This is a genomic window from Prevotella sp. tc2-28, from assembly GCF_900107705.1.
GTDB lineage: Bacteria > Bacteroidota > Bacteroidia > Bacteroidales > Bacteroidaceae > Prevotella.
Map to the genome: position 1 here is coordinate 187,910 of NZ_FNRE01000003.1, position 14,880 is coordinate 202,789.

Below are 14,880 nucleotides of genomic sequence, written 5' to 3' on the forward strand. Positions count from 1 at the left end.
TGGGACTGTCCGGTGTGGACGGTCCCATTATTATGATTTGTGCAGGCTTGCTGTTATTTGTTAAGGTATTTCTTGCCTTTGTAGATGACGAGGCCTTTGTGGTTCTTGCCCACCTGCTGGCCCATCATGTTGTAGACGGGGGCGTCGACGCTGTACATGGTGGCGGGAGTGGCCTGACGCTGGCCGCCGAGTTCGACGGTGTCGATGCCGGTGCTGTTCAGTATCTTCTTCAGGCCTTTCAGACAGTTCAGTTTGCCGAAGCCTGCCTGTACCCTGTTGTGCGACGGCAGCTTATTGACATCGGTTGTCCACTCGTCGTTGTCGCAGGTCTCCTTCATGATGTTTACGATCTGAGCCGTGGTCAGTTGGGGATTGGCCTGCATCCACAGGGCTACGACGCCTGAGGCGACGGGTGTCGACATGGACGTTCCTTGCGACAGATAATACCAGTTCGGACGGTCGAATTTCTGTATGTTCATGCACAAATACCTTTTGTAACGGTCAGCCAGTGTTTCACTGGCAACGCCAGGCTCATCCTGGAAGTATACAGTGTTGTAGTTGTTGGCAGCAGAGATTAGTCCCTGTCCCGGTGCAATCACCGTGGGATGTGGTTTGCCGTTGTCGTCAACACAATAGCCGGAGAAATCGGAAATCTCGCCAACCACCTGCTTGCTGCCTGTCAGCACAGACTTGGAGTAGCTGTTTTCGTCGCCCTGATAGTTGTTCCAATTGGTCTTGGTGATATACGAGCCGACGCTGATGATCGATTCGTTGCAGACGCCCGTGTTGCAGGCAAAGTCGCCATTGCCCTTGGTCCAGCCGTTGCCGGGGAAGTCGTAGAACAATTCTCCCACGGGTGCGTCGAAGCAAGCCTCTTCGTTGTTGTCGCCCGTACAGATCATGTTGATGGTCTGGTTGGCGTGACCTGCCTTGACTAAAATGGCCAGTCGATAGCGTATGTCATCCACAAACACGCTCTTTCTCATGAACGACAGGCGGTAGATTTTGGCATCGGTGCCCTTGAGCGTCTTGACGGTACGGGCCATCATCTTGACGTCGTTAGGATTGACTGTTTTGCCGTCCGCATACGTCAGCTGGTCTTTCATGTCGACAAAATTGCCGCTAATCAAGTCGACCAAGGCGAGCGTCGGTGTGAAGTCCTGATAGTCGGTGGCATAGAGATAATACAGTTCACGATATTCTGACTTGAAGTCTTTGGTCGTGCTGGATGCTCCTAACACCGTCTTCAGCTGGACGTCGGTGTTGGGCAACGTCTTGATAATCGACTGCCACATGCTGGCAGAGTTGCCTGTGCTAACCACTACGGCACGTCCGGGAGCAGTACCGTTCTCCGTCAGCAGGGCAATGCCCTGGGCCATCTTGTCGCTGCCGTCGTGCAGTCCGGCAACGCCTCCCAGACTGATGTTGACAACGGCGGGTTTCTTCACTTTCTCGGCATACTCAAAGACCCTCATGATGCCATCGACGATGTTGGCATCGCTCATGTTTTTGCTGATTCCAACCAGCACCAGTTCCGTCTCGGGTGCCATTCCCTGCATATTGTTGCCCATTTCGGAACCTCCGGCAATGGCTGATGTGTGTGTGCCGTGCGACGATTGTTCGGAGTCGGCGGTCAGATATGAGATAACTTCCGGATCGAATTCTATCAGCTCGTCCGCGTCTTCGTCGTATTCAACAACTTTCGCCACGCGCGAGGAGCCGTCGGCATTGCGGAAGGCTGCGTGATTGTAGTCGATACCGCCGTCGATAACGCCCAGCACGACACCCTTGCCCGTATAGGCCTGAGGCAGTCCCATAGCTTTGGCGGCAACTTCCGTATTCACCAGGTCGACACCGGTATATTTGCGGGCTTCGTCATTCTGCACTTTCTTCACCTCGTCAGCCGTCACACTGCTGAACTCGTCGACCTGTTCCAACTGTTGCAGCTTGTCGGCAGGAATGCGCAAAGCTACCATATTGCCCAGCACGAAGCGCACCTGAATGCCCAGCTGCTGGAGTTTCTCCGTGGGACACTCAGCACCCTCCTTCAGCGTTGCGAAGGCTGACAGCGTCCGGATGCTTCCGTCGGCATTGAACCGCACGGAAATTTCCTTGTTAACACCTTTGGCGTCTAGCGGGCTCAACCCCTGTGCGCGACGGGCTGCAGACTGCTGTACGAGCTCAGTCAGGCGTCCGTCAATCTTCTGTGCATACACGCCGCTCGCCATCAGCAGCAGCGCCAGTACCATGACCATTTTTACTAATACCTTTTTCTTCATCATTTTCGTTTGCTTTTTTTAACACGCTGCAAAGGTACGACTATTTTTCCAATTCCCCGATAATCTGCGAAAAATAATGCCCCACCCGACTTACTCGAACTCGAAAATATTGATGAAGCCGGTCAGCTGGAACACATTCTTGATGTCGTCGTTCACATCGCGCAGAACGACGCGGCTGCCAGCAGCTTTGGCACCCTTGAGGATGCTGAGCAGGATGCGCAGTCCGCTGGAGGCAATATACTCCAGTTCCTTACAATCGATGATGACATCTTTTCCACCGGTGGCAAAGAGAGGTTTCAGGGTTTCTTCTACCTCCAAAGCTGCAGCGGTGTCCATTTCTCCTTGTAACGCGGCAACATAAGTGCCGTTGAGTTCTTCTACTTTTACGTTCATAATCAAAAATATTTTAATTGAAGTTTACTTTATTTTCTTAATCAGTGTCAGCACATTCTTTCCATCGGTCCGCTCGTAGTTAATGCTGTCCATCTGCTCGCGAACCAGCAGGATGCCCAGTCCGCCGATATTGCGTTCTTCGGCAGAGAGCGTCGTATCGGCACGCTGCATCGCGGTGGGATCGAAGGCTTGACCCTTGTCGATAATCTGGGTACGCACCGTTTTGCCGTCGGAAAGCACGCGGATGGTGATGTCGCCCTCGGTTCCAATCGGATAGGCATAGTCGATGACGTTGACAACGGCTTCTTCGACGGCCAGACGCAGCTGGTTGGCGACTGACGTGCTGACGTCCAGCTGCTGGGAAACAGACTTCAAGAACTCGCTCAGGCGCTTCACCTCGTACACTTCGTTCTTGATGACCAGTGTCTCGGTCAGTATGCTCTGCTGTATCTGATTAATTACCATTTCGTGGTGAACAAACTGGGAGAAATATCCAATGTGAACCAAGCCCAGCGTGCATGACTGCTACTTTCGTCCTGCTTCAGGCGGGCCATGGTCTCGGTACCCCACATGTGGGTGTAGTTGGCTGTCAGCGCAATATCCTTTGAGAACTGGTAGGTTGCCGTAAGCTCAAAACAGTGGCCCAGCGTGCGGTTCAGGTCGAGCAGCTTGGTTGCAGTGGCCAGATAGTGGTAGTCGACATTGCAGGTCAAATTGGGAACAGGCTTGACATTACCGCCGATGAAGGCGTTCTGCAGACCGGGGGTAAAGCCGTTCCTGTAGGCACTCTGGTAGAAGAAGTCCATGATGCCGTAGAACTTATTGCGCGAACCAAACAGCGGGGAGAAGCCCTTGATAGTCTCGTGGCGCACCATTCCCAGACCGCCATAGCCCGATGGCACGAAGTCGTCACCGCTCAAATAGTCATAGCCCGCCTCGAAGCCGTAGTTGTCGGCAGGCATGGCGGAAATCTTCCCACTGGCCATCCAGGCGCGGACATCCATGGCGTTCACGTCCTTCACCACCATCTCACCAATCTGACGATAATACGAGCCTTCTACGGTGAAGTGCTTGGGATGGAAATTCACATAGCCTCCGAACATCTGCTGATAGACGGTGCGTGCGCCATTCACCTTGTAGTCCCATTCCTTCGGATCTATCTTGCCTGCCTGCATGCCCACATTCATGAAAAGCAGCGAGGCACTCAGCGGGAACTTGGGAACGTCATAGTGATACCACACCGTCTGCATCGTCTTATAGGCTTGGGCACCATTGACGTAATAAGTGCCGTTATATACATTTTCCTCGTTCTGGTTGTAACACAGGATGGCATGCACCTTGTGGCCCGCACCCTCGTAACCCAGTCGTAACGCATCGTGCGCCAGAGAGGCCATAGCAAAATCGTTCAGACCGATGATGCGCTCGTCGTCGTATGCCAGCGCGATACGACCAACCTGGGCAAAGAGTCCGCTCTTGTGTGTCATCTTCGCCCACCCTTCATACAGGTTGACGGCCTTATTGCCCGACTGTCCCCAGACGGCCAGGTTCTGCAACACGGCGCGCGCCTCGAGGCCTTTTCGGCTATAGTCCACCGCCAGACGGGTACGCCCCATCAGAAAGTGGGAACGGTATTCCTTGGGAGCGCCGTCTTCGATGCTTCTCGGAAGACCACCGCCACAGGTCTCTCCGTGCGTACGGAAGAAAAGTGAGACACTCAGCGTGTTTTGCGTAGAGTCACTCTGTGCCCAACTTGGCTGGGATAACATCGCCATTGAAAGGAACGAGACAATGGTTATCAAACGGTTGCAGGATCTCTTAGCCGTCATATTTTTTTAGTTAATGTGTGGCAAATATAGTAATAAATTTCCATTCTCACAAGAATACACGATTTTTTTCGCCCTTGGGATAAGAAAAAAGGCCGACTTCACAGTCAGCCGTTTTGTATTATACTAAACTAAACAAATACTTTATGTGGTTAAAAACCTGGTGCAAAGGTAGTGGGTTTTCGCGAAACCTGCAATACCTAAAATATGGGATTTTAGGGGAGCACGAAACGGAAGGACTCATAAATTTGAATGACAAGCACATAGAACAGCAACCAAGGCGCCCCCTGACAGATACCTTGCAGCACGACATCATAGACGGCAGAGATATTCTCAAAGCGGCCTGACACCATACCGTAGAAGGCAGAGATGAGCGTCACGCTGAAGGCGATGACGGGCACGAGTGAGGCTGAGAAGGGCGACGGCCACAGACCACCGACGGCGCTGAGCAGCACGGCATGAGGAGTAGCGGTAAGTAACACCATAACACCCACGATGATGCCCAGCAACAGCAACGCCATAAACTGAGCACGGCGCTCACGGTAGTTGGTAGGCCGATGGAGCAGACAACTGCGACTGAGACAGCCCCAGGCAATGGAGCACAGTACTATCCAGACAAGCAATGGTGTGGCCAGCAGGTCGGAGAAATGCCCCATCAACCATCGCAAGCCCTCAGCGGAGAGCAGCGAACGGACACCACTCGTAGGATAAGCTGCCGAGAAGAGCCACGATACGAGCATGAGCAGCATCTGGCAGATGACTAACGTCAGGGCAATATGTGGAAGAAACCTTTTCACTTATTCCATATCGGGTTCAAGATTATCGACATCGAGGATGCGCAGTTCGAGGGCACGCACAACCAGACGGGTGGCATTGACACTCTCGCCACCGGGGAAGAGTTTCTTGACCAACTCGTTCTGACGCTTCTCGAGGCTCTTCACACCGAAGGGCATACCGCGCAGACCGGTAATCTGCTCCTTGGTGTAACCCAGGGCGAGATGACGAAGGAAACGCTCGTCGTACTCGTCAATCTCGTAGTTGATGAGTGCCTCGTTACGGGCGAGCTGCGAGGAGACAGCATGCTTGAAGCGCTCGACAATCTTCTCAAGGATAGGTTCGTTGAAGACCAACTGCTTGCCTTCCATCACTGCCATAACATCACGACGGGTGAGCAGTTCGCCCGTCTTGAGGATAATACCGTCGGCACCGGCATCGAGCACGTCAACCCACAGCTTCTCATTGATAATCTCACCGGTAAAGATGAGTATCTTGACCTGCGGATAGAGCTCCTTGGTCTGACGGCAGATTTCAACACCGACCGTGGTTGACCCTCCCAATCCGAGGTCGAGCAGTACTAGGTCGGGCTGCTGTTGTTTGATGAGACGCCAGTAGGCTGACTCACAATCAGCGGTTCCGATGACGTCGGCCTCAGGGATTTCATGACGAATGATGCCTTCCGTGCCTTTGAGTTCGAGGGGCACGTCCTCGACGATAATCAGTTTAAATTTTTCCATTATAGCGTGGTAATATGACGGTTATTTGTTGATTTTCCTCAGTGATGCCACAAGCACGGCGATTGGTTGCCTCACCGTGATCGCGGACGATCTGACGGCAAAGGTAAGAGGTGAGCGAATCCCTGGTCTTATAGGGCACGTGGAAGACGACGTAGTTGTCGTCCTTCACCTCACTGGCTATCTCGCCCTTCACTTCTAACAATTCAAAGAGGTAGCGCAGCAGGTTCTCATCGCCCAACACCTGCTGACCATAGAAGCGGACGGGGCGCACATGCAGCTTGATACGCTCAACCTGGTCGACGGCTTGCTGGATGAGTATGCTATAGAGGTCGCGATAGTAGGCGGCAACCTCGGTGAGCGAGTCGACATCACCGGCATCGACCAACTGACGGATGCGACTGGGATAGTACATCGTCTCGTGTTTCAGCGTGGACAGACAATTGTCGAGCACTGCATTGGAGACGTGAAGCACGGAGTCTTCGAGTTCGGCACGATGCAACTCGTCGTCGGCCATCTCGATATTGGTAAGCTGCATGCGCTCACGACGGAATCGGTTGTAAAGCCGGTGACGGTAGTAGAGCATGTAGTAAGCAGGGACAATGGTGACCAGCAACACCAGTAACACGATGACGGCAATGCGCTTGTTGGTCTGCGACTGCTGCATGGTGCGACAATAGTCGGCCAGCGTGTTGTCGGCACTCATCTCCTTGAAGAGTTGCGTATATACCTTATTATTATATGCATAGAGTGACCATTCGTGGAGTGCCAATGCCGCAACGGCAACCTCATTGCGGATGTCGAGGATAATCTGGTAGTTGGTGGACAACGACTCATGGAACCATTGTATCTCGGCAGGCAGTGTGCCATTGTCTTCCTGGCGCGTCATCAGCAGACGACCATCAGGGTGTTGGCTCAGATAGTGGGCGTTGAGGTAATAGCGACAGGAGTCGGCAAACTGCAACGTGCGGGCATAGGTTCCGTTGACGTTGGAAAAATAAGCGGAGTCGGCAAAGATATGGGCGCGGGAGAGGTTGTTGGCGGTTGGGGATTGGGGGTTAGCGGTTAGTGGTTGGCTCATAGCCAAAAGTCCATAGCCAATAGCCAATAGCCTGACAACGCCCTTAGGCAGACGGAAGAAGAAACGCGATCCCCTACCCTGTTGACTCTCGGCTTGCAGCGAGCAGACACTGAATATCTGGCTGACCTTGTGATACTTCTCGATGATTCCCTTGCAGTTCATCAGTCCGAAGCCGTGAGAAGTGGCCGACTTCTCGGTGATGGTCTTTCGGTCGAAGACATGTGCCAACTGGTCGTCAGTCATTCCGCAACCGGTGTCGCTGACGGATATCTCGACATAGTCAGGAGTCTCGGTGGCGGAGATGTCGACGCGTCCGTCTTTGGGGGTAAACTTGCGGGCATTGTCGGCCAACGTGTTAAGCATGAAGAGGGTCAGCACGCGGTCGGCCTTCACGGTGGCGGAGGTAGGTTCCACGCCGAGGGTAATGCCCTTCATGGCAAAACTGGTCTTGCTACGCGCCACGAGGTCGAAGAGCTGTTGCAGGGGGAAGCTCTCCACATGCAGGTTCAACTCTCCCTGACGAAGCTGTATCCACTGTGTCAGCAACTGGTTCTGCTCGTTGATGTTATCGGTCAGCTCGCGGATATACTGGATATGATCCTGCTTGTCCTCGCCATCCAGGTATTTCACTTCGTGGAGGATGCGGTCGATAAGGGGCAGGATACTCATCGCCTGCGACACCTTGGCGCGCTGTTCGAGATGGCGACGCTCATTCTTCGCCACACGCAGGCGGGCCTCGGCCACCTCGTCGTTCTTTTCTTCCAACAAATCGTCCAGGCGGTGATCTTCCTTGCTCTTCTTGTTCAGTCGGTTGAAGAGCCATAACAGGAAGACAAGCAGGACGATAGCACCCAACACAGCCCATATCATGAGGTTGAGCTGATTGACAGCATGGTCGAGGATACCGGCTCGCGCCTCCAGCTCACGGTCCTGACGGGTCTGTTCCTGCAAATCAATGTAGATATTACGGTTGTAGTCGCTATGCTGTTTATCGTTGACGGCTGAATAGGCCACACTGAGTTGTTCACGGATACTGGCGACCAGGTCGGGGGCTTGGTTGATACGCTGGTCGACGAGTGCACTGTCCAGATAGGTCAACGCACGGAAGTCATCGCCCATGGCATGATAGCAAGAGGCTAAGGTACGATAGGCACCGGCTATCTGATAGACGTCGCCATAGTCACGGAACAGCTGCAACGCCTTGTCGGCCTGCTGCCAGTCGCCGGTGTGGTCGGCAAGTCCTTCAAGAGCCTGGGCAACGAAATAGGTATAATGGTAACGCTGGGCAATAGAAAGGCATCGATTAAGGTAGTTAACCTCCTCAGCATGCACATCCTCAGGAGTCCCGTCGGTAAGGATGCCGCCTGCGCCAACGTTGTAGAGATAGTTCAAGTATTGGGCGGTATCGTGGCGTACCTCATCGATGTCGAGCTGCAACAAGGCGTCGACCGACTGGCGTTCCAGTCCTACATAATAATAATAGGTGGAGGTGACAATCGCCATTTCGGACTCGGCATAGCGCAGACGGCTCAGTTGGCGACTCGACAACTGATTACGCTCCTCATTGATGCGCTTCTGAGCCTGTACGGCCTTCTCACGATACTCATAGAATTCACGGTTCTTGCTGCGACGCTGACAGAGTCGCATCTGCTGCACATAAGTGACCAACAGTTCCAATTGGTTATCTGTCAGACTGGTTGCTTCGACGAGCAACGAGTCGGCACGATGGTAGTCCATGCGGACCATTGCAACGAAGGCGAGTCCGTTAAGAGCCTCGGCACGTCCGTCGTCATACGACAGCGAAGCTTCCAGTGCCTGCTTCGCATAGTACTCCGTAGAGTCGATATCACGATAGTGATAGGTATAGGAAAGAGAATTCAGCTTGTCCACCGCTTCCTGATTGGACGGTGAACAAGCTGATACGCATAGGATAATCAGAAGATTAAGCGCGAGCCTTAGCACAGTAACCGAGTGCCTCCTTGCACTTGTCGGTGACATACTGCCAGTCGCCAGCCTTCACCTTATCGCTGGGGAAGAGCTTCGAGCCCATGCCTACGCAGAAGACGCCGGCCTTGAACCACTTGGTGAGGTTCTCTTCCTCGGGAGCTACGCCACCGGTGACCATGATCTTCGACCAGGGCATCGGAGCCATAAGACCCTTGATGAGGTTCGGACCAACCACGTCGCCGGGGAATACCTTGGTGAAGTCGCAACCAACTTCCTGTGCCTTACCTATCTCAGAAGGTGTCAGACAGCCGGGGCAATAGGTTACGCAACGACGGTTGCAAACAATGGCGATATCGGGGTTGAACAGCGGACCAACCACGAAGTTGGCACCCAGCTGAATGTAGAGCGATGCGGTGGGAGCATCAACAACAGAACCGATACCGAGAGCCAGCTCTGGACACTCCTTGTTAACCCACTTTGACAGCTCACCGAATACCTCGTGAGCAAAATCACCGCGGTTAGTAAACTCGAAAGCACGTACACCACCCTCGTAGCAGGCCTTGATGACGTTCTTGCAAACTTCAACGTCCTTGTTATAGAACACTGGAACCATAGGTGCCTCGGCAATCTTTGCCATCACCTGAAACTTATCAAATTTTGCCATTTCTTTTTATCCTTTAATTTCACGTTTGAAATAATAGGTGCCGCATTCTACAGCAACCAGTTCCCAACCTTCGAAGCCGAGGTCATTCAACTTCTTCTCAACACCGATAAGACGGGTAACTACTTTATATTCAAACTGTTTCATAGTTTTATTAACGCTGTACACGACCATTAGCATTACCACCAGCCAGACTCTCTACCTCGTCAACACCAACCAGGTTGAAGTCACCGTTGATGGTGTGTTTCAGAGCAGAAGCAGCCACAGCAAACTCAAGAGCCTCACCCTGTGTCGGCTTGGTCAGCAGACCGTGAATCAGACCACCAGAGAATGAGTCACCACCACCAACGCGGTCGATGATAGGATTGATCTCGTAACGCTTTGACTGATAGAACTCCTTACCATCGTAGATCAGAGCCTTCCAGCCATTGAAGGTAGCGCTGAACGACTCACGCAGTGTAGAAACAACATACTTGAAGCCGAACTCCTCGCGCATCTGCTTGAAGATTCCCTCGTATCCGGCAGCATCGGTCTGACCACCCTCTACGTCAGCATCGGGCTTGAAGCCAAGACACAGTTCAGCGTCTTCCTCGTTGCCAATACATACGTCAACATACTTCATCAAAGGACGCATAATAGAAATGGCCTTCTCGGAAGTCCACAGCTTCTTACGGAAGTTCAGGTCAACAGAAACAGTGACACCGTGACGCTTAGCAGCCTCACAAGCCAACTTGGTCAGCTCAGCAGCTTTGTCGCTGATAGCAGGAGTAATACCACTCCAGTGGAACCAAGCAGCACCCTCCATGATTGCATCGAAGTCGAAATCCTTGGGATCAGCCTCAGCGATAGAAGAGTGGGCGCGGTCGTAGATAACCTTTGAAGGACGCATAGAAGCACCAGTCTCAGCATAGTACAGACCAACACGGTCGCCACCACGAGCAATGAACTGGGTGTTTACACCATAGCGGCGGAGTGCATTCACTGCAATCTGACCAATCTCATGTTTCGGCAACTTAGAAACGAAGTAAGCCTCATGACCATAGTTAGCCACGCTGACAGCTACGTTAGCCTCACCACCACCGGGGATGATACGGAATGACTCACTCTGAATGAAACGGTCGTTGCCCATGGGCGACAGGCGGAGCATAATCTCGCCTAAAGTAACAATTTTTGCCATTTGTTTTAGTATTAAGTTGAAATAAATGTTTGAATGATGGGGACAAAGTTAAGCAAAAAAAATGGAACATGCAAAGATTTTCGCTTTTTATTTTGTGTTTTGCTCACTAATTCGTACCTTTGTAGCGAGAATTATGGACATAGAGAAGATTAGAATCAAGGATATTGCAGAGCGCGCTGGTGTCAGCACCGGCACGGTAGACCGCGTTTTACACAACCGTTCTAACGTTTCGCAAAAGTCTTTGGCAAAGGTCAACAAGGCACTGGAAGAAATGGACTACAAGCCCAACGTCTATGCCTCTGCCCTAGCCTACAATAAGTCATACAAGTTTTTCAGCCTCATTCCCAAACACGAGAGCGAAGCTTACTGGGAAGAAGTGGAGGAAGGCGCACAGACTGCCTGTGAGCGATACCGAGACTTCCGCATATCCAACAAGGTATTATATTATAACCGGTTCTCACCCGAGACGTTTGCAAAAACCATGAACGACGTGCTCAAGCAGGATCCTGACGGCATCATCATTGTGCCTTCAAAGATTGAAACGACACAACGCTATGCCGACATTCTGCACGACCGCAATATCCCGTTCATTTTGCTCGACTCGTACATGCCCGACCTCAAGCCACTGTCGTTCTACGGACAGGACTCTTTTGCGTCAGGCTATTTTGCCGCACGCATCCTGATGATCATGGCGCCCAGGGAAAAAGAAATCATGCTGATGAAACAGATGCGTAACGGCAACGTGGCTTCCAAGCAGCAGGAGAACCGCGAAACGGGATTCCGCCATTATATGCACGACCATTTCCCCGCCGTCAAGATACACGAAGTCAACTTGTCGCTCGACGAAAAACGGGAGAAATACGATAGTATCCTGGAAAAGTTCTTCAATGAACATCCGCACCTGCATCACTGTATCACATTCAACTCGAAGGCTCATCTGGTAGGCGAATACCTGCTGAGGTCGAACCGTCGCAACATCCAGATCATGGGATACGACATGGTGCCGAAAAATGCAGAGTGCGTACGTCAGGGTAGCATCTCATGCCTCATAGCACAGCACGCCTACATGCAGGGATACGCCTGCGTAGAAGCCCTGTTCCGCGCCGTCGTACTGAAAAAAGAGGTGGAGCCGGTAAACTACATGCCCATCGAACTGCTGACCAAGGAGAACATCGAATATTACAGACGTACCAATATCGGATAAAAACTACTAAATTCAAATAAATACATTATTTTATGGAACAAGCTACATTTTTGAAAATCAATCCTGCCGACTCCGTCGTAGTATGTCTCGCCGCCAAAAAGAAAGGCGACATCATTGAAGTTGACGGCAAGCAAATCACTGTCAACCAGGACACACCAGCTGGTCACAAAGTTCTCATCAAAGACGTTGCCGAGGGTGAGAATATTATCAAATACGGCTACCCCATCGGTCACGCGCGTCAGGCTATGAAGGCTGGCGACTGGGTGAATGAGAACAATCTGAAGACGAACCTAAGCGGAACTCTCGAATACACATACAGTCCTGTAAACGAGAAACTTAGCATTAAAGACGAAAAGCGCACCTTTAAGGGCTATGTCCGTAAGAACGGTGACGTCGGTGTGCGCAATGAGATTTGGATCGTACCAACTGTTGGTTGTGTGAACGGCATCGCTGAGCGGATGGCTCAGAAACTACGCGAGGAAACAGGATGCAAGAATATTGATGCCATCTGGACTTGGCATCATAACTATGGTTGTTCACAACTCTCTGAAGACCACGAGAACACGCGCAAGGTGCTTCGTGACATCTGTCTGCATCCCAATGCAGGTGGTGTACTGGTACTTAGCCTCGGATGTGAGAACAACCAGCCCGAGGATTTCATGGCCATGTTGGGCGATTACGACAAATCTCGCATCAAGTTGCTGGTTACCCAGCGTGTAGAAGGCGACGAGATGGAAGCTGGCATGAAGATTCTGCGCGACCTCTACAAACAGGCCAGCCAGGACAAGCGTGAGGACGTCAGCGTATCGAAGTTACGCATCGGTCTGAAATGCGGTGGTTCTGACGGATTCTCAGGTATTACCGCCAACCCGCTGGTCGGAGAATTCAGCGACTGGCTGGTAGCACAGGGAGGCACCTCAGTACTGACGGAGGTTCCTGAGATGTTCGGCGCCGAGACTATCCTGATGAACCGTTGTGAGACACCCCAGTTGTTCGACCAGACCGTTTCAATGATCAACAACTTCAAGAATTATTTCCTGTCACACGGTGAACCCGTGGGCGAGAACCCCTCTCCAGGCAATAAGGCCGGAGGTATCTCAACCCTTGAGGACAAGGCCCTTGGTTGTACCCAGAAGTGCGGTAAGGCTCCTGTCAGCGGTGTTATGGAGTATGGCGACCGTCTGCAGAACAATGGTCTGAACCTACTGTCGGCTCCTGGCAACGACTTGGTTGCTTCTACGGCGCTGGCTTCCTGCGGATGCCATATCGTATTGTTCACCACAGGTCGTGGAACACCTTTCGGCACCTTCGTACCGACCATGAAGGTGGCAACCAACCCCACCCTCGCCAAGAACAAACCCCACTGGGTGGACTTCTCGGCAGGACAACTCATCGAAGGTCGCACCATGCAAGAGATTGTTCCTGAGTTCATCGATAAGGTATTGGCTGTTGCCAGTGGCGAGAAGGCTCGCAACGAGGAAAACGGCTATCGAGAAATATCAATTTTCAAAAATGGTGTAACGTTATAAATGAAAAAAGGACTCATCGCATTATCACCCTTAGCGGTGTTTATGGTACTCTATTTAGTCACGAGCATTATCGCTCGTGACTTTTACAAAGTACCCATCACCGTTGCCTTCATGGCGGCTTCTGCCTATGCCGTCGTCATCTCTGGAGGCATCCCCCTGCGAAAGCGCATCGACGTCTTTAGCGCAGGTGCCGGCAAGGGACAGATGATGCTGATGATATGGATCTTCATCCTGGCTGGCGCCTTTGCCCATAGTGCCAAAGAAATGGGAGCAATCGACGCTACGGTACACCTGGCACTCGACATCCTGCCTGGCAACATGCTGTTGGCAGGACTCTTCCTGGCAGCCTGTTTCATCTCGCTTTCCGTGGGCACCAGTGTTGGAACCATCGTTGCACTCACACCGATTGCCGCAGGAATCGCCGAACAAACGGGCACGCCCGTGGCGCTGATGACTGCCGTCGTTGTAGGTGGTTCCTTCTTCGGCGACAACCTCTCGTTCATCTCCGATACTACCATCGCTGCAACTGCTACGCAAGGCTGTAAACTGAGCGATAAGTTCCGCGTCAACTCATTCATCGTTATTCCTGCAGCCATTGTCATCCTGGCGGTTTATCTCGTCATGGGCATCGGCATCCACTCACCACAACACGTTCCCGAGGTGAATGCCGTAAAGGTCGTTCCCTACATCACCGTCCTTATCACGGCCGTTTTCGGGATGAACGTATTGGCGGTGCTCACGACGGGTATCATCCTAACAGGCATCATCGGCATCTATAACGGATCCTTCGACATGTTTGGATGGTTTGAAGCTATGGGCGATGGCATCAAAGGGATGGGCGAACTGATTATCATCACTATGATGGCCGGCGGACTAATGGAAATCATCAAGCACAACGGCGGCATTGACTTTATCATCAACCGGCTGACACGACACGTCAGCAGCAAGCGGGGAGCCGAACTCGCTGTTGCGGGACTGGTTTCGCTGGTCAACCTCTGTACAGCTAACAACACCGTTGCCATCATCACCGTCGGCGGAATCGCCAAACAGATCGGCGACCGATTCGGAGTGGACAACCGCAAATGTGCCTCCATCCTCGATACCTTCTCATGCACGATGCAGGGCATCATCCCCTATGGTGCACAGCTGTTAATGGCTTCCGGACTGGCACAGCTCAACCCCGTGAGCATCATGCCCTACCTCTATTATCCGTTGGCAATAGGCATTGCCGCTATGTTTTCCATTCTGTTCAGATATCCTAAACGTTACTCATGA

At 52.2% G+C, this 14,880-nt stretch carries 13 protein-coding genes; 3 read left to right on the forward strand and 10 right to left on the reverse strand.

Features of this window, described 5'->3' with window-relative positions; all coding sequences use genetic code 11:
* Positions 1-53: 53 nt before the first annotated feature.
* The 10 genes from BLU47_RS04065 to BLU47_RS04105 form a co-directional block, all read right to left on the reverse strand.
* On the reverse strand, positions 54-2,282 hold the full coding sequence (locus BLU47_RS04065; protein WP_091958773.1) for a S8 family serine peptidase: 2,229 nt from the start codon (positions 2,280-2,282) through the stop codon (positions 54-56).
* 87 nt (positions 2,283-2,369) lie between these two features.
* Positions 2,370-2,672 (reverse strand): STAS domain-containing protein, encoded by a 303-nt coding sequence (locus BLU47_RS04070; RefSeq protein WP_091958776.1) that lies wholly within the window; start codon positions 2,670-2,672, stop codon positions 2,370-2,372.
* Between the two features lie 24 nt (positions 2,673-2,696).
* Positions 2,697-3,137, reverse strand: a complete 441-nt coding sequence (locus tag BLU47_RS04075; protein WP_091958779.1) for an ATP-binding protein — start codon at positions 3,135-3,137, stop codon at positions 2,697-2,699.
* Entirely contained in the window at positions 3,131-4,498 is a 1,368-nt protein-coding gene (locus BLU47_RS04080; protein WP_091958782.1) for an alginate export family protein, read from the reverse strand. The genes BLU47_RS04075 and BLU47_RS04080 overlap by 7 nt, the downstream gene beginning before the upstream one ends.
* 212 nt (positions 4,499-4,710) lie before the next feature.
* Positions 4,711-5,292 carry an ABC transporter substrate-binding protein gene (locus tag BLU47_RS04085; protein ID WP_143025457.1) on the reverse strand — a complete coding sequence of 194 codons (582 nt, stop codon included), beginning with the start codon at positions 5,290-5,292 and terminating at the stop codon, positions 4,711-4,713.
* A complete protein-coding gene (locus BLU47_RS04090; protein ID WP_091958787.1) occupies positions 5,293-6,009 on the reverse strand; it encodes a DUF5932 domain-containing protein in 717 nt (238 codons plus the stop codon). It lies immediately after the preceding gene.
* The gene (locus tag BLU47_RS04095; protein WP_369796961.1) at positions 5,996-8,977 is read right to left on the reverse strand and encodes an ATP-binding protein; all 2,982 of its coding nucleotides are present in this window, start codon (positions 8,975-8,977) and stop codon (positions 5,996-5,998) included. The genes BLU47_RS04090 and BLU47_RS04095 overlap by 14 nt, the downstream gene beginning before the upstream one ends.
* Before the next feature lie 52 nt (positions 8,978-9,029).
* On the reverse strand, positions 9,030-9,698 hold the full coding sequence (locus tag BLU47_RS04100; RefSeq protein WP_091958793.1) for a bifunctional 4-hydroxy-2-oxoglutarate aldolase/2-dehydro-3-deoxy-phosphogluconate aldolase: 669 nt from the start codon (positions 9,696-9,698) through the stop codon (positions 9,030-9,032).
* Between the two features lie 6 nt (positions 9,699-9,704).
* Complete coding sequence (locus tag BLU47_RS14490; protein WP_143025458.1) at positions 9,705-9,842, reverse strand: DUF4177 domain-containing protein; 138 nt, start codon at positions 9,840-9,842, stop codon at positions 9,705-9,707.
* Between the two features lie 7 nt (positions 9,843-9,849).
* Positions 9,850-10,872 (reverse strand): sugar kinase, encoded by a 1,023-nt coding sequence (locus BLU47_RS04105; RefSeq protein ID WP_091958795.1) that lies wholly within the window; start codon positions 10,870-10,872, stop codon positions 9,850-9,852.
* Positions 10,873-11,005: 133 nt separating this feature from the next.
* Between BLU47_RS04105 and BLU47_RS04110 the strand changes: the two genes are divergently transcribed.
* Genes BLU47_RS04110 through BLU47_RS04120 form a run of 3 tightly spaced genes read left to right on the forward strand, consistent with a single transcriptional unit; the run spans position 11,006 to position 14,880 of the window.
* Complete coding sequence (locus tag BLU47_RS04110) at positions 11,006-12,076, forward strand: LacI family DNA-binding transcriptional regulator (protein WP_091958797.1); 1,071 nt, start codon at positions 11,006-11,008, stop codon at positions 12,074-12,076.
* A 32-nt stretch (positions 12,077-12,108) separates the two neighbouring features.
* Positions 12,109-13,605 (forward strand): UxaA family hydrolase, encoded by a 1,497-nt coding sequence (locus BLU47_RS04115; protein ID WP_091958800.1) that lies wholly within the window; start codon positions 12,109-12,111, stop codon positions 13,603-13,605.
* Positions 13,606-14,880, forward strand: a complete 1,275-nt coding sequence (locus tag BLU47_RS04120) for a Na+/H+ antiporter NhaC family protein (RefSeq protein WP_091958803.1) — start codon at positions 13,606-13,608, stop codon at positions 14,878-14,880. It abuts the gene before it with no gap.

What these genes read in the sequence shown, in the direction of transcription:
- BLU47_RS04065 (WP_091958773.1), bottom strand. Translation starts at nt 2,282, where the DNA reads ATGATGAAGAAAAAGGTATTAGTAAAAATGGTCATGGTACTGGCGCTG.
- BLU47_RS04070 (WP_091958776.1), bottom strand. Translation starts at nt 2,672, where the DNA reads ATGAACGTAAAAGTAGAAGAACTCAACGGCACTTATGTTGCCGCGTTA.
- BLU47_RS04075 (WP_091958779.1), bottom strand. Translation starts at nt 3,137, where the DNA reads ATGGTAATTAATCAGATACAGCAGAGCATACTGACCGAGACACTGGTC.
- BLU47_RS04080 (WP_091958782.1), bottom strand. Translation starts at nt 4,498, where the DNA reads ATGACGGCTAAGAGATCCTGCAACCGTTTGATAACCATTGTCTCGTTC.
- BLU47_RS04090 (WP_091958787.1), bottom strand. Translation starts at nt 6,009, where the DNA reads ATGGAAAAATTTAAACTGATTATCGTCGAGGACGTGCCCCTCGAACTC.
- BLU47_RS04100 (WP_091958793.1), bottom strand. Translation starts at nt 9,698, where the DNA reads ATGGCAAAATTTGATAAGTTTCAGGTGATGGCAAAGATTGCCGAGGCA.
- BLU47_RS14490 (WP_143025458.1), bottom strand. Translation starts at nt 9,842, where the DNA reads ATGAAACAGTTTGAATATAAAGTAGTTACCCGTCTTATCGGTGTTGAG.
- BLU47_RS04105 (WP_091958795.1), bottom strand. Translation starts at nt 10,872, where the DNA reads ATGGCAAAAATTGTTACTTTAGGCGAGATTATGCTCCGCCTGTCGCCC.
- BLU47_RS04110 (WP_091958797.1), top strand. Translation starts at nt 11,006, where the DNA reads ATGGACATAGAGAAGATTAGAATCAAGGATATTGCAGAGCGCGCTGGT.
- BLU47_RS04115 (WP_091958800.1), top strand. Translation starts at nt 12,109, where the DNA reads ATGGAACAAGCTACATTTTTGAAAATCAATCCTGCCGACTCCGTCGTA.
- BLU47_RS04120 (WP_091958803.1), top strand. Translation starts at nt 13,606, where the DNA reads ATGAAAAAAGGACTCATCGCATTATCACCCTTAGCGGTGTTTATGGTA.